Here is an 18,697-nt window from a genome sequence, read left to right on the forward strand (position 1 = left end):
TGTGATTAATCAAGTTAAAAGATTCATCAAAAAGTATTGTAAATCAACACAACCACTTCTATTAGCTCTTTCAGGAGGCGCTGACTCTCTTTCTCTTTTTTATTGTTTACTTGCTTGCCGATTAGAAGGAATTCTCTCTTTTCATGTTGCTCATGTTGATCATGGCTGGCGTGAAGAGAGTACCAAGGAAGCAACCATATTGAAAAATTTAGCAGAGCAACACCAAGTTCCTTATCATCAGCTGAAAATTGATCTCTCACAATTAGCTGGAAATTTAGAAGATGCCTGTCGAAAACAACGCCAGAAATTTTTTAAGAAAATTTGCCTGCAAAATAATTTACAAGCTGTTTGTTTAGGACATCAACAAAATGATCAAGTGGAGACTGTTTTAAAAAGAATCTTAGAGGGATCTCACTGGTCTCATTTTGACGGATTAAAAGAGAGAATATGGCACGGCCAAGTCCAGTTTTTACGTCCTTTACTAGGAATTCAGAAAGATGAGATCTTAGCTTTTCTGAAAGGAAATCAACTCAAAGCGTTTGAAGATGGGACAAATTGTGATGAAAGATTTATGAGAGCTCGCATGCGACGAACTATTATTCCAGACTTAAATCAATCCTTTGGGAAGAAAATAGACAACTCATTAGTTTACATTGCATCTGAAATGAGTGAATTAAAAAATTTTTTTTTAGGCCGAGTGTCTCCTTTACTAGGTCAGATCGTTAAAGGTCCTTTTGGAGTCTATTTAAACTTAGCCAACCATTCCTCTATAGATCTAGTTGAAATCAAGTATCTTTTACGTTTAATCAGCGAACAAGAATTATTTTTTCTATCTAGACAAATCCTTCAAAGGGCATCAGAGGCAATTGAAAAGTTGGAGCCCCAACTGAGTTTTGAGATGGGAACTAAAAAAATCGTTATCGATCGAGGGCATTTTTTTATTCTTTCAAAAAAATCTGCATGTAAGAATCCAAACTTGCAAATTTCTGGCTCTAGCCTTCAGTATTATGGAAAATGGATGATAAAAACGAATGAGAGTTTCTATCATCAAAATTTACAAGTTTCAACTTGGTTAGATGGATGGCGTGGTTATTTAAAAACATATCTTCCTTTGGGTAAATATGTATTAGGGCAGGCCTCTAAACACGCCAAACTTTTAAGACATCACTCCACAATCAATAAATGGTGGAGTTCGCATCACGTTCCTCCCTTTTTACGCTCTTTTTTTCCAGTAATTTGGCAACATAATGAAATTGCTCATGAATTTTTAACTGGTTTAGAAAGACAAAATTTGCAAGAAGGAGAAAAATGTTTGCAAATAGAATTAAGTTATCTTACATAAGAAAAATACAACAGCATATCAGAATTTTTGTGATTTCAATGTGAGATGTTGTAGTAAATTAAAAAATATCTTAAGTTGTGGATTTTGTGGGAATTGAAATTTAGTTTATGTTTGTGTGGTGAAACCATAAAAATTTTCATCTCATATTCTTACAACCAGTTCGCTAAAAAATATCAATTAGAATGAGCGAGAGAAACTTTACAAGAAGTCTATTATTGAATGCGAATACTTCCTGTGGTAGAATGAACAAACCAATGCAATTATTAGTACAGACTTTTTCTAGATAGTGATTGAGAAAAGGTCGTCAAATCGAATGTTAGGAAATTATGTCAGACGATAACAAGCAAGATTTTAAAAAGGGAATTTCAAACAGCTTTGTTTGGTTTCTCATGGCAGCCTTTTTGTTTGCCTTAATGGTACAAAATTTTATTGATACCAAATTTGCCAAAGTGTCTTTTAGCTATCAGTTAGAACATTTAGTCAATTTACAGCTTTTACAACCGGAAGATAGTCGTAAAATTGCTTTAAATGACAATTTGGTGACTTTCAGCGGTAAATTTAGAGATAGGCTGACAGAAGAAGGGAAAACGCGTTATAAATACTTAGAGTTACTTGACACGAATCATGAGCTTAAAGCTGAACAAGCACGTGTTAAAGATGAAATTAAAACTCTGAAAACAAAAGTTTTCGATGCTGCTAGTTTGTTTTTGCAATTAAGCGGCTTATCGATTCCTAAGGGGGGGTATGTTGTTGTCGATGACATGTACAATACTCCCGAAGAAGATCTGAGTGTGGTTATTAAAAATTTACCGAAGTCTGGTGTCGAAAGTTTGGTTAGCTTGGAAAAAGAATATGAAGCTGCTCGACAAAATCCAACGGCAGAGTCTTTAAAAAATTTAGGTAACTTAATCAATGAACTTTTAAGAAATTTGCGTTCGCCCGCTCTTGGAATTGGATCTGAAACAATTAAACAATCCCTTAAAGGAATTGATAAAGAAGTGGCAGATAGTGGAACGTCTTCTTTATCAGAACAATTAGCTGCTTATGGTCATGCTTTAGTTAGCCTAAAATCTATTGTCGATGAATTAAATCATGAAGAGGATCACATTCGTTTAGCCAAACTACGAAGTGTTCGTAATTATAAAGAAACGTTGGATGAATATAATCAAATTAACACACGCTTAGATGATAATCAAATTCAGTTAGACAAGGCTCGTCAATCCGTATCGAATGTTATTTGGTATTTTAACAACCAAGAGCTTTCAACAAAAGCTTTAGAAAAACAAGATCCTGAAGTTTACAATCAATGGTTTAGCAAAGCTAAAGAAGAGTGGGCTAATTTTAGTCACAATCGAGGAGGCATTTTTAGAGCCCCAGATCAACCTCTTAACGCTGTGCTTGAAAAAACTTTCAAAAGCGAAGAACCCTCTCCAAATTATTTTAGCTACTTGTTTACCTTATTACCTGTTTTATTAGTAATTTTAGTTTTGTATATGCTTTTTGCAAGGCAAATGAAGGGAATGGGTAATACGGCAATGAATTTTGGAAAATCTCCAGCTCGGCTTCTCAATAAGGGAGATAACAAAATTACATTCAAGGATGTAGCTGGAGTAGATGAAGCATTAGAAGAACTTCAAGAGATTGTGGAGTTCTTAAAGAACCCTCAAAAATTTACTTCGCTTGGTGGTAAAATTCCAAAAGGCGTTTTATGCATTGGTCCTCCAGGAACAGGTAAAACATTGATAGCAAAGGCTGTAGCAGGGGAAGCCGACCGCCCATTCTTTTCTATTTCGGGTTCCGATTTCGTAGAAATGTTTGTAGGAGTAGGAGCGAGTCGAATTCGAGACCTATTCGAACAAGCAAAAAAAGCGGCTCCTTGTATCATCTTCATGGATGAAATTGATGCTGTGGGCCGCCACCGCGGAGTTGGAATGGGTGGAGGTCACGACGAACGAGAGCAAACATTAAACCAACTTCTTGTTGAAATGGATGGTTTTGACACGAATGAAGGTGTTATTTTAATGGCTGCGACTAATCGTCCAGATGTATTAGACAAAGCGTTATTACGTCCAGGTCGTTTTGACAGACGAGTCATTATTGGATTACCAGATATTAAAGGTCGTTATGACATTTTAAAGGTTCATGCTCGACGCATTAAAATGGATCCTTCAATCGATTTAATGGCAATTGCACGCAGCACCCCAGGTTCTTCTGGAGCTGATTTGGCAAATATATTGAATGAATCTGCTTTACTTGCTGCTCGTAAAGGAAGGACAGCTGTCACTGCGCAGGAAACGATTGAAGCTCGTGACAAAGTTTTGTATGGAAAAGAGCGGCGAAGCTTAGAAATCGATGAAAATGAAAAACGAACAACAGCTTACCATGAATCAGGTCATACTGTTGTCGGATTAATCGTGAAAAGCGGAGATCCTGTCGATAAAGTGACCATCATACCTAGAGGAATGTCTTTAGGAGCAACTATGTTTCTTCCTAAAAAAAATCGTGTGAGCTATTGGAAACAAGAACTGCATGATCAACTTGCTGTCTTGATGGGTGGACGTGTCGCCGAAGAAATTTTTGTCGGAGATGTGTCTAGCGGCGCTCAACAAGACATTGAACGAGCAACGCAATTAGCTCGCAGTATGGTCTGCAAGTGGGGTATGAGCGATAAATTAGGTGCTGTTGCTTATGATGAACGTTCGGAAGGTGGCGGTCAATATGGCTTTGGTGATCATCATGAGAAAACTTATTCTGATGAAACTGCGCAAGCTATTGATTCCGAAGTCCGCCGTATTTTAGACGAAGCACTTACTATTGCCCGTAAAATCATTTTGGATTATAAAGAACAGGTCGAGTTATTAACTCTGATGTTGATTGAGTTTGAAACACTTGACAGTGAAGATATCCAAGAAATTGTGGTTAAAAATAACTGGGATGCCGTTCGTAAACGTGAAAGATTAAAACGCGCAGCAGATTTACATAAAAAAGAAGCTGCTACACCACCACCTCCTCCTCCAAGAGAGGTTGATATTTCTAATTCCGGAACAATACCGAACACTTTAGGATTGTCTTCTTAAGAAGGGCTATCTCTTTTCTTTAAACCCTAATCATAAAGTGGTTAGGGTTTTTTATTTCCGCTAATAAATCTATGCTTTAAGTGGTAAAAATTTTTATTTTTAGCTTTTAATATACAGATTCTAATCAATTAGTATTTTCCCGTATGGAATAATAATTAAACTGATTTTATATTAAGTAGGGAATTAAAATGCCTGAAATTTGATAACAAGTTATTAATTCTATAGCATGAATTACAAAAACAAAAGGGATATGGAAGGGAAATATCAGCAAACACTATGGTTGCTTATGTTTTGCGAAAACTTATTTCAAGGAAGTAACTAATTACGGAGAAAAGCCTTAAGTGATCGCCAGATTTGAAGCAGCATTAGCAGCAAATGAGTGGTTAAAAGATGGGTTTGTAGTGGGGTTTATTTCTAATAAAATTTGTTGCTGCGATTTGCTCTTTTCGATTGATTTTATAATCGCTTAGGGGATTGACAATATTGTAGACATAAAGTTTATCAGGAATAAAACGAACTTTGTGAGCTGCCATTTCAAGCATTGGATACATCAACGCTTTATCCCACGAGACTCGAAAATATTCTCCTGATTCCGGATCTCGTAAATCTTCATCTTTGATTTCTCGAAAAAGTCGGTATTTGTAAGTTTTCAAATGGCCAAAAATATCCACAATTTCTCGATAAAGTTGTTGTTCGATGACAAATTCGGGAATGGGAAGAGCATAATTCATTTTTAAACAATCAGGGGGGTATGTTTGAAACTGTCCCCAGGTTAAATAAACATCTTCTTCACTGTATACCTTATCAAGAATGTTTAGCGTATTTTCATCGTATAACCAATCATCCCCATCTAGCATGACTATAACATCGTCTTTCTGAGGATTTAGATGATGAATTGCTTCCACAATGCTAGCTAAAGCACCCTGATTTTTTGAATGAAAGATAGATTTCCATTGATTACGATGGCAAAATTCTGAAATGATTTCTCTTTGTTTTTGAATTGTGGATGCGTCATCAATCACACAAACTTCAAAATTTTTGTTCAATTGTTTTTCAACAGACCCTAATGTGTTTGAAATAAAATTAACGCTATTAAAAGAAGGAATGACAATTTTAAACTGACCTTTCATAAAAAAACCTTACGGCAAAGCTGCATATTTTGGGAGTGATTTAATATAATGTTCCTCTAAAAGCTGTTCATCTCGACTAATTTTATGATCATTTAAAGGATTTTCAAGATTATAAATATAAAGAATGCGATCTATAAAACGAATGTGATGTCCGGCAAGTTCAAGTAATGGGTAAAAAAACGCCCGATCGCTTGTGACCATATAATATTTTCCGTTTAAATTACGCAGATCTGAATCTTTAAGATGTTTCCAGAGGTGATATTTAAATGTTTTCAAGTGATGGTAAATCCACGGGGTTTGCCTATATAGTTGCTGATCAATAATTTCTTTGCTGACCGGTGCTGCATAAGTGATATTTAAACAATTTTTCGGAAAGGTTTCAAAGGAGCCGTAAGTTAAGTAAGCAGAAGGGGACTCATAAACCTCTAAAAGTGTTGAAAAAACGAGATGATCAGCCAACCAATCATCCCCATCGATAATTACAATAATATCTTCCCGATCACAGTTCAAAGCTTCTATTCCATTTTTAATACTAACAAGGGCTCCTTGGTTTTTTTGATGAAAAAGAGGCAGCCATCCATTTTTCGTACAGTATTTTTCAATTAAAGAGCGTTGCATTGGTAAAGTAGAAGCATCATCAATCACGCAAACATCCACGTCTCTAATCGTTTGATTTTCAATTGACTGAAGCGTTTTATCTAAGTATGAAACACTATTAAAAGAAGGAACAACAACTTTTAAACGTCCTTTCATTTTTTGCTCAAAGCTTGGGTTATTTTTATTTAACCTCAACATGGGAGATAAAAAATAAAATAGCAACATAGATTTCTAGATAGGATCGTGACAAATAACAAAAAAATCGTTAAGGCATAATTTTTTAAAAAATAAAATTTTTTTAGGTATTATTTTTTCTTATTTTCATTTATTAAAAAAAATTAGATTAATTAAAAAAATTAATAAATTGCTTACAAATACATCTAAAAATGTTTGAATAAATACAATAATTAGGTAGTCCTAAACTGTAATGTTCGATGCCGGCCGATTGTAGTCGCAAATGAAATAGTTGTTCATACCCATAGCGACTAATGAAAAATAATTGGCTAAATCTACACTATTTACCCCTAAAGATTCATGGATCGGCCCTTAAAAAACTTAAGTCGAGAACTTTAACCATTAAAGCAAAAAGTTTTTTTGAAAGTTATCAAGAAGAGCTTTTTTTATTTAAAGGGTTGCCGCATTTCCTTAAAAATATTTGGGATCTGTAAAGCAATAAACTTATCTCTTATGAATAAACGAGCAGTTTAATTGCCCTTTCTTACTTTTGATCAAGTATATTTTTGCTTGTAGACATTAGCGTGGTTTATGAGTTTTATAAAAGAAGGATAAATGGTGCTGAATTTGTTCAGCACCATACAAGAAAAGCTATTGACTTTGTAAAGTGGCTTTGCGGCTCAATTTAATTTGTCCTCGTTCGTTGATATCGAGAACTTTTACCATGAGCATATCACCTTGTTTTACAAATTCATCTAAGCTGTTGATACGATTTACATCAAATTCAGAAATATGGCAAAGGCCTTCTTTACCGGGAAGGATTTCCACAAAAACACCAAAGGGTGCAATAGAAATGGCTTTTCCAGAATAAATTCTACCAATCTCAATTTCAGCGGTCAGACCATGAATAATGGCTTTTGCTTTTTCAATGCTTACTAAATCTGTGGCAGCAATGTTAACAAGACCCGTATCATCAATATCAATTTGAACACCTGTCTGTTCGATGATTGCTCTGATTTGTTTTCCACCTGGGCCGATAACAACTGCAATTTTGCTTGGTTTAATTTGGATCGTTTCAATGCGTGGTGCATAACGAGACATTTCACCCTTATACGTTGGGCATACAGCTAGCATCTTATTTAGGATATGGATGCGACCCTCTTTAGCTTGTTTTAAAGCAACCCGCATAATTTCAATGGTAATGCCTTCTACTTTGATGTCCATTTGGAAAGCAGTAATGCCGTTTTGATCTCCGGTTACCTTGAAATCCATGTCACCGAGTGCATCTTCAATTCCCAGAATATCTGATAGGATAATAAAGCGTTCATTTTCTAATATTAGTCCCATTGCGATTCCTGCAACTGGACGTTTAATAGCCACACCTGCATCCATGAGCGCTAAGCAGCCTCCGCAAACAGTTGCCATAGAAGAGGACCCGTTAGATTCTGTAATGTTAGATTCCAAACGGATTGTGTAAGGAAATTGTTCTTTCGTGGGGATGACTGCCATTAAAGCTCTTTCCGCTAACTTTCCATGTCCGATTTCTCGTCTTCCCGGAGCCCCAACTCTTCCTACTTCTCCGACTGAGTAAGGAGGAAAAGAATATTGTAAGTAGAACCGGTTGTTACCTTCTCCTTCTAAATCTTCAAATCGTTGTGCCATTGAAGCACCGCCCAATGTACATACAGCTAATGCTTGTGTTTCACCTCTTGTAAATAAAGAGCTTCCGTGAGCACGAGGGAGAAGACTTTGTTCAATATCAATAAATCGAATATCTGTTGATGTTCTTCCATCGGAACGAATATTTTCATTTAAAATCATTTGACGCATCATTTTAGAAGAGACGTCTTTAATGACATAAGCGATATGTTTGGCTGGGTATTTAGGCTCTTCGTTTTCTGGCATCAAACAATCATTGACAGCCTTGGTGACTTCAGCTAGGGCTTCTTCCCGTTTTTGCTTTTCACAGATTCGGAGTGCTTTTTCTAATAGGGAATTCGCAATTGATTCTACATCTGCATACAATTCTTTTGGTAATTGTCTAAGTGTTTCGCGATTTTTTGGTTTACCCACTTTTTCACGCCACTGTTCAAGAGTTTGGCAAATCGTTTTGATGCTGCGATGACCTATTTCAATAGCTTCCAATACTTGATCTTCTGTTAAGAAATCACAGAAGCCTTCAATCATTAAAACAGCTTCCTCGGTTCCGGCTATCAACAAATCTAGTTTAGATTGCTTTTGTTGTTCTATAGTTGGGTTGACGATAAATTGAGCATCAATAAACCCTATACGTACAGCTCCAATAGGTTTAATAAGAGGAATATCGGAAATGACTAGAGCTGCAGAAGCTCCACAAATTGCTAGAGGTTCTGGTGAGTTAATTCCATCATAAGACCAAACAAAAGAGAGAAGTTGAACTTCATTGTAATAACCTTCTTCAAACATTGGGCGAATAGGACGATCAATTAAACGAGAAACAAGAACTTCTTTCTCAGTCGGGCGACCTTCTCTTTTAATAAATCCACCAAGTGTTTTACCTGCTGACGAAAATTTTTCCTGATAATCAACACGAAGAGGTAAAAAATCGGTCGTAGAATCAGCATTTGGGGCGGCACAAGCCGTTGTGAAGACAACTGTTTCTCCACATCGGACAACAACAGCTCCTCCAGCTTGACGAGCAATTTTACCTGTTTCAAAAATAATTTCTTGTGCACCAACAGGAACTGAAATAGTTTCACGTTGCATTGAATAATACTCCATAAAAAAAGGAAATTTTAATAAATCAAAATTGAAAATTCTATACGCATTTTTGAGAGGAAAAAATATTGTTTATGACCAAAAATTTTTAGCCTAGCTCTTATTGGATCCTTGTTTTTCCAAAGAAAAACTGTTATTTATTCCCAGTAAGAAATTTGCAAGAATCTATGGGAGGAGTTAGCGTCTATTTGAATTAAGAAATTTATTTTATTTTCAAGGGTTATCTTATCAAAAACTTGATATTATTAGAAATAGCTTGAGCTACCCTAATAGAACCAATGAATTTAGCCCATGGCAATTTCTATAAAATTTTTAATCCAAGTTGATAATCCTAGAAAAAAATAGGATAAAAGAATTGGTATGACCCAAGAAATTAAACAGGAATAGAACTCAGAAAACGCACTTCAAAAGCTTTTAAAGAACATTTTCTGATTTCTATTTCATTTTCACAATTTCTTTCTAAGAATTGCTAATTCTCCTTATATGGCTTCTTGCAAATTTTAAACTTTACTTTAACAAGGTTGTTTTATGCAAGAGTCCTAATAGCAAAAAGGGGCAGTTAAAGCTGCCCCTTTTTGCTGACTTTAAAGATTAAATTATCTTCGCAGTTTTAGTTTGTTAATCAACGTTTGATAGCGTTTTGTATCTGTTGAGTTAAGATAGTCCAGCAAACGACGGCGTTGGCCGACGAGCTTAAGAAGTGCTAAGCGAGATCCATGATCTTTTGGTGCTCTTTTTAAGTGCTCTGTTAATTCAGTAATGCGTTCAGTTAAAATAGCGATTTGGACGTCTGCTGACCCTGTATCTTTTTCATGTAATTGGAATTTTTTTGTAATTTCTTCCTTGGTACCTTTGTCTAATGACATGAGGAATCCCCCGTATTTAGAGCCAAAAAGGCTAATGTTTTGAACATGATTTCTGTAAATAACTAATATAATAATAACAAAACCTTAATTTTCAGGCAAGAAAACATCTTAAAAAAGGACATGGAAAAGTATTTGAGGTTGTTTAAAAATATATGTGGAAGGGAATTTAACTTAAAATCTTTGTGTAAGAATAATTAAAGAATATGCTTTTTTATAAAATTTATATAAAGAACTTACGTATAAAAATTTATTTTTCAAAAAAAATAATTTTATCTCAATGATTAAATAATTAAATTTTTGTATCTAAAATAACTTCAATATAAGTAGGCTGTTTTTCATAGCTCTTTCGTTTCATCACTCACTAATTGAGAAAGGATGCTGATGTATATTTGATATTTTTCCATTTGTAATTCATCCTAAACTCTTTCTTTAAATTTTTAGGTAGAAGGTAAATTTCGACATCCTTTTAATAATTGTCAATTTAGATCTTTTCTTTTTATCAAATGGTTTTAACATTATAAAAAGAGTGTTTATCGTCAGTATATTGGTTCATAATTAATAGTCCTAAATTTAAAACTTAACTTTACTTTATTTGCTTAATAATTTTATTTCACACTCTCATTTACCTAAAATGTTTGTTGTGTATAAAAAAAAATTTTCTAATGATATATAACTAAATATCAATTTTGGATTTATTTATTGTTTTTTAATAACTAAAAATTAATAAATTGATAGTTGTTAATTTTTTTATTTAACAAAAATTTTCCAAAATGTTTTTTTAAAAGTAATGGGTTTCGCCTTTGTTAATCGAATATGCAACTTTAGTAGCTTGTCTTTTAGAAGATTTAACCCTTAGATCGGAGATTTGTATTAAATTTTTTCCAGCGTATTCAATTTTAATACTATCTACCATCGATTTTGCATAAAAAAACTAATTTTACAAGATATGATAAAATATAGCGTAAACTTAATGATTTACTAAACCTAATTCAAAAAGATAAGATAAACATTTCTAAATATCCACCACAGATTAAATAAGAACAATATTTTACGTTTTCCATTTCCCTAGCTCAAACTTCCCAATTTTTAATTATTTACCTAAAAATAGCGATGCTGATGGATTTCAATGTGATAAATAAGTGGTAATCATTTATTTACCGCTTGGTTTTTTCTTTTGCAAATATTCAATTAAATATCTCCTACGAATAAATATCTCCTACGAAAAAACGAAAGTCTCCCTCTATTGATCCAATAGAATGATTTTGAAGCAATGATTTCTAAATTTGCACACTATTTAAAACTCCGATTTTTATGATGTAATTTTGAATTTCAGATTTAAAAATATCACTTCATTATCTATGATCTGACTTGCATTTTACCAAATGGCCATGCTAGAGTTTTTTTTCTACGTGCCAATCCAAATTTCCAATAACGAAAATCTAATTGTTGTGAAGGAAATAAGAAAAACTTAACAATAGGTTAATTATGTACAAAAATACGACGTATAAAGAAAAATTTACCCTTTTAAGAGAGTTGTTGCCAAACGTGATTGACTCAGTAAAAAAAGATTTGAAAAATGAACATTTAAAAAAAGACTTTTATTTTGTCAAAAAGTTTTTAGGGACAAAAAACCTTAATAAGTTGACCACAGAAGAGTTAACAGAGGCTTATCAAAAAGCCATTGGTGGCGATGAGGAAAAAGGAGAAGAATTGGCAGAATTTGTGACCTCACGTTGGCTGCTTAAAAATAGTGAGCTGTATGAATTCTTTGAGAGTCGTTTAACTGAAATTAGTCCAAATTTCACTGATTTGGAAGAATTATCTATTTCTCAAGCTCAGCCTTTAGTAGATAAGGCTATCAATCAGTTTGGGGCACTTAAAACGTACTTATTCGCTGTTTTAAACTCAGTTGTATTTCCGAAAGAAATTTTTCAAAAACTTGAGCAATTATCCCAAAAGCAAGATGTGCAAGAAAAAGAACAAGCTCAATTAAATTTAGAGAAATTGAACGCCGATACAATGAGAAAAACTTTTAATGCTGAAATGGCTCGAGTCACAGATAAGTATGAAAAAAAATTAGCTGGAATGCAAAAAAAGTATATTGTTGATATGGAAAGTTTAAAAAAACAAATTTCACAGCTTCAAAGGAAACTGCAAGGGAAAGAAGCTTAATGAGTTTTCCTTGGACAATTCTCACGCAAAACGATGACGAACGTTTTATGTTGGAAGCCTTAAAAGAAGCGTGGAAGGCATTTAAAGCAGATGAAGTTCCTGTGGGAGCAGTCCTTGTCAAAGATAAACACATTATTGCTCGTGGCTTTAATCAAGTTGAAATGTTGAAAGATGCGACTGCCCATGCAGAAATGCTTTGTTTGACTGCAGGAGAAGCGGCGCTTGACAATTGGAGGCTTTCTGAAACCATCCTTTATTGTACAGTGGAGCCGTGTAGCATGTGTGCAGGAGCGATGTTTCTAACTCGAATAAAAACTTTAGTTTGGGGAGCTCCAGATTTAAGACATGGTGCAAATGGCAGTTGGGTCAATCTCTTTGATGAAATCCATCCTACCCATGCGATCGAGATACGAAAACATGTCTTACAAAACCCCTGTGCACAAATTCTGAAAGATTTTTTTCAATTACAAAGAGAAAAAAAGAGTAAGAATAAAACTTCTTTACATAAAATTAAGTGATATAAAAATGAGTTTGTGGAAGGAAATAGAAAAAGTTTTGCAGGAAATGGAAGAAGGGCAGCGAAAAACTCTTTTGAATTGTGGTCAAAGGATCATCCCATTTTTGACAACAGACGATATTTTGCAACCTAATGATTTTGCTGAATTAGAAAATAATCCCTGCTTTCGCTATGAAGAAGGGATTTTAGCTGGGATTCTTAGTGTTCAAACAGCATTGAGGGCCAATCAATCAGAAATTTCAGAGAATATTAATGGAAAAATTTGAAATGGTTACCATTGACATAAGCGAGAGTAAGAATAGGGTATTTGGATTCAGAGGGGTTAAGAATTTGTCTCATTTCGCCAGCTGTATTAAAATTAAAAATAATTTCGATCGGAATTTTATAAATCATGGCTAAAGCATGCACATGTGCAGTTCCACAATAGAATTGATCTTTAGAAGATTTGTTAATATATTCTTCCGGATCATATCCTTCTATCTTGTGATCATTCAATTCTTGTATCGAGCTGTACAAGCTTTTTAAATGTTCTCTTTTCTCTTTTAACTCCTGAGTTCGATCTCCAGCGGATTTTTCTAATTTAGCGATATCCTCTTTAATAATTGCAATAACACCTTGAGTATCAATAATTTTCCTTTCAATAATTTCATTGTGGTCAGTCATGCTTGCCAGCAGAGGTAACATGGCTTCTTCAGTGTTTTCATGCAAATAAATAGTAGCTTGAGCTCTTAAATGAGCACTTGGTTCTTTTAGTAAAGCTTCTTCTTTTCCTAAATCTTTTGTTAATTGATGAGGATCCATATCCCAATTTAATTGATTTAAAATTTCAGTTTCTTTGTATGTGAGCTTTATTCCTATGGCGATAGCACTGAATAGACAATTACCATTATCTGGAACGTCAATTGTTGAGGAATGGGCAAAAGGCCCTTCTGTCTTCGGACTTATTTCCTGAGATGCATTTAATCCGATTTGCCTATTTTTACCACTGTTTGGCGAGTTTGTATCTACTAAGTTTGTATCTACTATTAGTTCTCTTGAAGGTGGTGTGCCATCCCATGAACTATTCCTTGGCCGATTAATTCCATCTTCTAAAGTATTAAAATCGTTTGGTTTCGCAAAATCTTCTTTTACTAAAGGAGGAGGCATTAAAGTTTGCTTAGAAATAGCGGATTCTTCTAAATGAGTGCGCTGTAAGATTTCAGCTACTTTTTCAGTTGGATTGTTTGGCGGAATGGAAGTTAAAGCAAAAGTTTGAGAAGTATTTTCTGATTTAGTATTTTCTTTTTTAAAAACACGTTGTAAAATAGCTAAAATCCTTTGGGAGGTGCTCAAGATTCTAGTCCATATTCTTCCTAGCCAGCTAGAGATTTTTTCTTTAAAAGATAATGAAGGAAGTTGTCGAAGAGAATGATTAATTGAATCAATAATATTCTTCATAATTTTTACTTTTTTTAATTTTATTATAATACTTATTTAATTAAATAAATTAAACTTTTTATAAAGATTTGATAAAGAGCTTATGCGATTGGAACATTATTTTTAAGAGAAAAAAAGATTGTCATTTTTAAAAGGAATCTTTATTCTTGTAGATTTCCATTGGCCAAAAAGGAATTTATGAGGGCTTGTTTTTTTATCCAATGAACACTAATTTTATTAACGTTTCTCTTTGAGGAGTCTTATAATGAAAAAGAATACCCATCCACAGTATCAAAAAGTTTTGTTTATTGATTCAGCTTCTGGACATCGCTTTGTATGTGGATCAACTTTAAAGCCTGATGCAACTGAAAAGTTTGAAGGTGTAGAATATCCGGTTAGCTATTTATCAATTTCTTCTTCGTCTCACCCATTTTTTACAGGCAGTAAGCAATTGGTTGACTCCGAAGGACGCGTTGAGAAATTTAAGAAGCGTTTTGAACGTAAAAAAGAAGCTTCTCCAGCTGATACGTCATCTGAATCTGATTCAACAACTGAAAATGCGTCTGTTGAGAAAAAAGCAGAGAAGAAACGCGTTACAGCCAAAGGCTCGAAAAAATAAATTTTTCGAAAAATCTGGTGTCAAAATAATTATTTATTAGTCAATTAAACTGTTTATTAAAGTTATGCCCAAATTCAAACTTATTTCTAATAGCAGTGTTTGATTACCAGATTTTTTAATTTTAATTTTGATGTTTTCGTTTCAGTTTAAATCTAAGAGAGGGGTTTTTTGATCAGATAATTTCTAAGAAAACATTCTCAGCTTCATAAGGAATAAAAAGTAATTTTGATGGAAAAAAAAGTTCATGAACTTTTGGAACGTTTAGCAGAAGTTGAAGAAGTTCTTGGAAACCCTCATGTTTATGATGATCAAAAAAAATATCGAGCTTTAACACAAGAACATGCCTATTTAAATAATTTGAAAAAAACTTGGGATGAGAAAAAAGATTTAGAAAAGCAATTAGAAGATAATCAAGAATTGCTTAAAATTGAAAAAGATTTAGAATTTGCGGAAGTGTTAAAAGATGACATTCGTCAACTTCAATCTCGTGTGCAAGAATTACAGCTTCTTATTGAAAATTTACTTGTTCCGCCCGATCCTTTAGATAACCGTCCCTCAATTATTGAGCTCAGAGCAGGAACAGGCGGGGATGAAGCTGCTTTATTTGTAGGTGACTGTGTAAGGATGTACAAGCTCTTTGCGGATCGTAAAGGGTGGCGTTATGAGTTACTCTCTTGCACTCCTTCTGAAATGGGAGGATTTAAAGAGTATGTAATGGTTTTGTCTGGCGAGAATGTTTATCGTTTTATGCAATATGAAGCTGGAACTCATCGTGTACAAAGAGTTCCTGCAACTGAAGCTCAAGGACGCGTGCATACTTCAGCCATTACGGTTGCCGTTTTACCTGAACCGGATGAAAATGAAGAGATTGATTTGGATGAGAAAGATTTAAGAATTGATACTTACCGATCTTCGGGTGCAGGAGGTCAACATGTCAATACAACAGACAGCGCTGTCCGCATTACCCACGTTCCATCTGGTATTGTTGTTTATTGTCAAGAAGAACGTAGTCAGCATAAGAATAAAGATAAGGCGATGCGCCTTTTGAAGGCTAAAATGTCCGAAATCGAGCAACAAAAAAAGCAACAAGAACTCGCCAGTACTAGAGCCCAACAAGTGGGATCGGGTGATCGCTCCGAACGAATTCGCACCTATAATTTTCCTCAAAATCGAATTACAGATCATCGAATCAATTTAACAAAATACAATTTAGATTATGTGATAAATGGGGATCTTGAAGAAGTCACTTCAGCTCTTGTGGCCTATTTTCATCAGGAAAAGCTAAAAACAAGTAGAGAAGAATGACCTCTATTTTGGAGGGACTAACATTTTTAACGCACGAATTAGCAAAAAAAGATAAGAACTTAGCTAAGCGAGAAGCTCAAGATTTACTTGGCTCTATTCTCAAATGCGATCGTTCAACTCTTTATACTCGGCATTCTCAAGACTTAAGTTTGGAGGAATGGCAGACTTGTCAAAATTATTTAAAAAGACGTATGAAGGGAGAGCCTTTAGCTTATATCCATGGAAGCATTGATTTTTATGGCTGTTCTATCCAAGTTAACCCTTTCGTCTTAATTCCTCGGCAAGAAACAGAAATTTTAGTAGATAAAATTTCTACTTATCTATCCCATCAAAAAAAATTAAGTGGAAGAATTCTTTGGGACTTGTGTTCGGGATCTGGCTGTATAGGGATTGCTTTAAAAAAGAAATTTCCTCAATTACATGTCATTTCGAGTGATTTATCTTCTGCCGCATTATCATTAGCGCGTTCGAATGCACAGGATAATCAGGTAGAAGTAGAGTTTTTACAAGGCGATTTACTCGAGCCGTTTGAAGGACGCAGAGCGCATTTTATTATTTGTAATCCTCCTTACATTTCTGAAGCAGAGTTTAAAGATTTAGATTTAGAGGTGAAAGAGTTTGAACCTAAAATGGCACTTGTAGGTGGAGAAACTGGTTTAGAAATTTACCAACGACTTGCAGAGATACTTCCTAATTATCTTTATCCCCATGCCAAAATTTGGTTTGAAATTGGCTATAAGCAAGGGGATTCTTTAAAGAAAATTTTTAAAAGCTCATATTGGAAAAGAACCTTTCTTGAAAATGATTGGGCCGGCCATCATCGCTTCTTTTTCCTTGAAAATGAATGATTTTTTGAGTATCTTACTTACCTTTGAGAATTAAGTCCTAAAGTGGCGATTGAATTAATGAAAATTTTTTGTTTAAATTCGTATGAGAATAAGTCTTGAACGGTGTGGAAGGTTTGCAAGGGACTGTCTTTACCTTTAAAAGTTGCTCATTAAGCAAAAAATGTTGCTTTAGAAGTTTTTTTGTTTTGATTTTTAAAAATCTTGTTCAATGTCGATAAAAGTTGCATAGAGGATTTCATGCTAGGATCGTTAACAACACAATTACAAAATGTTTTTTCAAAGTTAAGCGGGAAAAAGCGCTTGACAGAAGAAAATATTTCTGATGCTGTTAGCGAAGTTCGATTAGCGTTGTTAGAAGCAGATGTTAACTATGGAGTCACTAAAACGCTGGTCAAGAGACTCAAAGAACAGTCTTTGGGAGAGCAAGTTATCAAATCTGTCACACCTGGGCAACAGTTTATTAAAATTGTGCATGATGAGCTTGTGGCTTTAATGGGTGGTGAAGAAGCGACGCTCCATTTAGAAGGAAAACCTGCTGTCATTATGTTATGTGGTTTACAAGGAGCGGGTAAAACGACTCATTGTGCTAAATTAGCGAAATATCTGAAAAAAAAGGGATTATGTAAAAATCCTCTCTTGGCAGCTTGTGACTTACAAAGGCCTGCAGCTGTTGAACAGTTAAAAACTTTAGGGCAACAAATTCATGTCCCTGTTTTTACAATTGTGGGCGAAAAAGATCCTGTCCGCATTGCAAAAGATGCTTTAAAGCATGCACAAGAAGCACAGCATGATCTTCTGATTGTGGATACGGCTGGTCGTCTGCATGTCGACAATGAGTTGATGACACAATTAGAAAAAATAAAAGAAGTTTTAAATCCAGGTGAGATACTTTTCGTTGCTAATGCGACAACTGGGCAAGATGCCGTTAATGTTGCAACAGAGTTTAGTAAACGAATAGAAGTATCTGGAACAATTTTGACTATGTTAGATGGTAATGCCCGAGGAGGAGCTGCGATATCCATTCGAGAAGTAACGGGAAAACCGTTAAAATTCGAAGGGATTGGCGAGAAAGTTGATGATCTTCAATTATTCAATCCTAATTCGATGGCTGATCGTATTTTAGGAATGGGTGATACCATTAATTTAGTCAAAAAAGCTCAAGAACATATTAACGAAGAAGAAGCTCAAAAGCTCGAACAAAAAATTCGTTCGGCAACTTTTACTTATGATGATTATTTGAAACAAATTCAAACAGTCAAAAAGATGGGCTCTATCAAAAGTTTATTGGGTATGCTACCTGGAATGAATCAATTTCCTGCAATGGATTTTGATGAGAAAGAATTTTTTAAAGTTGAAGCGATGATCTTGTCCATGACTCGTGAAGAGCGGACGGAAAAAAGTGAATTAACAACCTCGAGACGTAAGCGCCTTGCTCAAGGAAGTGGAACTAAAATTGAAGATGTTAATAAACTAGTTAAATCGTTTAAACAAGCGAAGCAATTTTTTAAAAATATGCCAAATATGAAACAATTAGAAAAGATGATGGGAGGATCCCTATGGCGTTAAAAATTAGACTGCGACAGCATGGTCGCACAAATCGTTCATTCTTTCGTTTAGTTGTGACCGATGCTCGTTCACCAAGAGATGGAAAGTATGTCGAAGCCCTCGGTTGGTACAATCCAGTCGAAGCTGAAGATGATAAGAAATTATTTTTTAAAGCTGATCGTATTCAGCATTGGCTTAATTTAGGAGCTGAATTAACAGAAAGTGCTGCTTCTTTGATTAAGAAAACTTCTCCAGAAATTATTCGTGCTCAAACAGAGAAAAAATTAAACTCTCTCGCAAAGGCAGCAACAAAACGAAAAAAAAAGGACTAA

15 protein-coding genes are annotated in these 18,697 nt (G+C 34.6%); 10 read left to right on the plus strand and 5 right to left on the minus strand.

Annotated elements, in window-relative coordinates:
* Position 1 precedes the first annotated feature (1 nt).
* Together tilS and ftsH are read left to right on the plus strand one after the other, a co-directional pair.
* Positions 2-1,342, plus strand: a complete 1,341-nt coding sequence (gene tilS / locus BU804_RS05050) for a tRNA lysidine(34) synthetase TilS (RefSeq protein WP_158025027.1) — start codon at positions 2-4, stop codon at positions 1,340-1,342.
* A gap of 326 nt (positions 1,343-1,668) precedes the next feature.
* The gene (gene ftsH, locus BU804_RS05055) at positions 1,669-4,419 is read left to right on the plus strand and encodes an ATP-dependent zinc metalloprotease FtsH (protein ID WP_075883238.1); all 2,751 of its coding nucleotides are present in this window, start codon (positions 1,669-1,671) and stop codon (positions 4,417-4,419) included.
* A gap of 383 nt (positions 4,420-4,802) precedes the next feature.
* Here the strand turns inward: ftsH and BU804_RS05060 are convergent, their stop codons facing one another.
* The 4 genes from BU804_RS05060 to rpsO all read right to left on the minus strand — a co-directional run bounded on the left by BU804_RS05060 (position 4,803) and on the right by rpsO (position 9,943).
* Positions 4,803-5,549 (minus strand): glycosyltransferase family 2 protein, encoded by a 747-nt coding sequence (locus tag BU804_RS05060; RefSeq protein ID WP_075883239.1) that lies wholly within the window; start codon positions 5,547-5,549, stop codon positions 4,803-4,805.
* A 9-nt stretch (positions 5,550-5,558) separates the two neighbouring features.
* Positions 5,559-6,302 (minus strand): glycosyltransferase family A protein, encoded by a 744-nt coding sequence (locus tag BU804_RS05065; protein WP_075883259.1) that lies wholly within the window; start codon positions 6,300-6,302, stop codon positions 5,559-5,561.
* A gap of 669 nt (positions 6,303-6,971) precedes the next feature.
* Positions 6,972-9,065 (minus strand): polyribonucleotide nucleotidyltransferase, encoded by a 2,094-nt coding sequence (gene pnp, locus BU804_RS05075; protein WP_075883241.1) that lies wholly within the window; start codon positions 9,063-9,065, stop codon positions 6,972-6,974.
* Positions 9,066-9,673: 608 nt separating this feature from the next.
* Entirely contained in the window at positions 9,674-9,943 is a 270-nt protein-coding gene (rpsO, locus tag BU804_RS05080; protein WP_011175194.1) for a 30S ribosomal protein S15, read from the minus strand.
* 1,485 nt (positions 9,944-11,428) lie between these two features.
* Between rpsO and BU804_RS05085 the strand changes: the two genes are divergently transcribed.
* From BU804_RS05085 to BU804_RS05095, 3 genes are read left to right on the plus strand one after another with little or no spacing between them, the layout of a single operon-like run.
* On the plus strand, positions 11,429-12,115 hold the full coding sequence (locus BU804_RS05085; protein ID WP_075883242.1) for a hypothetical protein: 687 nt from the start codon (positions 11,429-11,431) through the stop codon (positions 12,113-12,115).
* Positions 12,115-12,633 (plus strand): tRNA adenosine(34) deaminase TadA, encoded by a 519-nt coding sequence (tadA, locus tag BU804_RS05090; protein WP_075883243.1) that lies wholly within the window; start codon positions 12,115-12,117, stop codon positions 12,631-12,633. The genes BU804_RS05085 and tadA overlap by 1 nt, the downstream gene beginning before the upstream one ends.
* Positions 12,634-12,640: 7 nt before the next feature.
* Positions 12,641-12,898, plus strand: a complete 258-nt coding sequence (locus BU804_RS05095) for a hypothetical protein (RefSeq protein ID WP_075883244.1) — start codon at positions 12,641-12,643, stop codon at positions 12,896-12,898.
* Here the strand turns inward: BU804_RS05095 and BU804_RS05100 are convergent.
* Positions 12,882-14,069: an OTU domain-containing protein gene (locus BU804_RS05100; protein WP_075883245.1), complete on the minus strand. Its 1,188-nt coding sequence runs from the start codon at positions 14,067-14,069 to the stop codon at positions 12,882-12,884. The genes BU804_RS05095 and BU804_RS05100 overlap by 17 nt on opposite strands.
* Positions 14,070-14,313: 244 nt before the next feature.
* Here BU804_RS05100 and BU804_RS05105 point away from each other — a divergent pair, with 244 nt between their 5' ends.
* The 5 genes from BU804_RS05105 to rpsP all read left to right on the plus strand — a co-directional run bounded on the left by BU804_RS05105 (position 14,314) and on the right by rpsP (position 18,697).
* Positions 14,314-14,667 (plus strand): type B 50S ribosomal protein L31, encoded by a 354-nt coding sequence (locus BU804_RS05105; protein WP_075883246.1) that lies wholly within the window; start codon positions 14,314-14,316, stop codon positions 14,665-14,667.
* A 228-nt stretch (positions 14,668-14,895) separates the two neighbouring features.
* Positions 14,896-15,972 carry a peptide chain release factor 1 gene (prfA, locus tag BU804_RS05110; protein WP_075883247.1) on the plus strand — a complete coding sequence of 359 codons (1,077 nt, stop codon included), beginning with the start codon at positions 14,896-14,898 and terminating at the stop codon, positions 15,970-15,972.
* The gene (gene prmC, locus BU804_RS05115; RefSeq protein WP_075883248.1) at positions 15,969-16,820 is read left to right on the plus strand and encodes a peptide chain release factor N(5)-glutamine methyltransferase; all 852 of its coding nucleotides are present in this window, start codon (positions 15,969-15,971) and stop codon (positions 16,818-16,820) included. The genes prfA and prmC overlap by 4 nt, the downstream gene beginning before the upstream one ends.
* Before the next feature lie 237 nt (positions 16,821-17,057).
* The gene (gene ffh / locus BU804_RS05120) at positions 17,058-18,386 is read left to right on the plus strand and encodes a signal recognition particle protein (protein ID WP_075883249.1); all 1,329 of its coding nucleotides are present in this window, start codon (positions 17,058-17,060) and stop codon (positions 18,384-18,386) included.
* Positions 18,377-18,697 carry a 30S ribosomal protein S16 gene (gene rpsP / locus BU804_RS05125; protein WP_011175205.1) on the plus strand — a complete coding sequence of 107 codons (321 nt, stop codon included), beginning with the start codon at positions 18,377-18,379 and terminating at the stop codon, positions 18,695-18,697. The genes ffh and rpsP overlap by 10 nt, the downstream gene beginning before the upstream one ends.

Origin of the sequence: Candidatus Protochlamydia sp. W-9, assembly GCF_001950615.1 — a bacterium.
Taxonomy (GTDB): Bacteria; Chlamydiota; Chlamydiia; order Chlamydiales; family Parachlamydiaceae; genus Protochlamydia; species Protochlamydia amoebophila.

Bases quoted from the DNA above. Each gene is read 5' to 3' on its own strand.
- ffh (WP_075883249.1), top strand. From the start codon at position 17,058: ATGCTAGGATCGTTAACAACACAATTACAAAATGTTTTTTCAAAGTTA.
- pnp (WP_075883241.1), bottom strand. From the start codon at position 9,065: ATGCAACGTGAAACTATTTCAGTTCCTGTTGGTGCACAAGAAATTATT.
- BU804_RS05105 (WP_075883246.1), top strand. From the start codon at position 14,314: ATGAAAAAGAATACCCATCCACAGTATCAAAAAGTTTTGTTTATTGAT.
- tadA (WP_075883243.1), top strand. From the start codon at position 12,115: ATGAGTTTTCCTTGGACAATTCTCACGCAAAACGATGACGAACGTTTT.
- rpsO (WP_011175194.1), bottom strand. From the start codon at position 9,943: ATGTCATTAGACAAAGGTACCAAGGAAGAAATTACAAAAAAATTCCAA.
- BU804_RS05095 (WP_075883244.1), top strand. From the start codon at position 12,641: ATGAGTTTGTGGAAGGAAATAGAAAAAGTTTTGCAGGAAATGGAAGAA.
- BU804_RS05060 (WP_075883239.1), bottom strand. From the start codon at position 5,549: ATGAAAGGTCAGTTTAAAATTGTCATTCCTTCTTTTAATAGCGTTAAT.
- BU804_RS05100 (WP_075883245.1), bottom strand. From the start codon at position 14,069: ATGAAGAATATTATTGATTCAATTAATCATTCTCTTCGACAACTTCCT.
- BU804_RS05085 (WP_075883242.1), top strand. From the start codon at position 11,429: ATGTACAAAAATACGACGTATAAAGAAAAATTTACCCTTTTAAGAGAG.
- BU804_RS05065 (WP_075883259.1), bottom strand. From the start codon at position 6,302: ATGAAAGGACGTTTAAAAGTTGTTGTTCCTTCTTTTAATAGTGTTTCA.
- ftsH (WP_075883238.1), top strand. From the start codon at position 1,669: ATGTCAGACGATAACAAGCAAGATTTTAAAAAGGGAATTTCAAACAGC.
- prmC (WP_075883248.1), top strand. From the start codon at position 15,969: ATGACCTCTATTTTGGAGGGACTAACATTTTTAACGCACGAATTAGCA.
- prfA (WP_075883247.1), top strand. From the start codon at position 14,896: ATGGAAAAAAAAGTTCATGAACTTTTGGAACGTTTAGCAGAAGTTGAA.
- rpsP (WP_011175205.1), top strand. From the start codon at position 18,377: ATGGCGTTAAAAATTAGACTGCGACAGCATGGTCGCACAAATCGTTCA.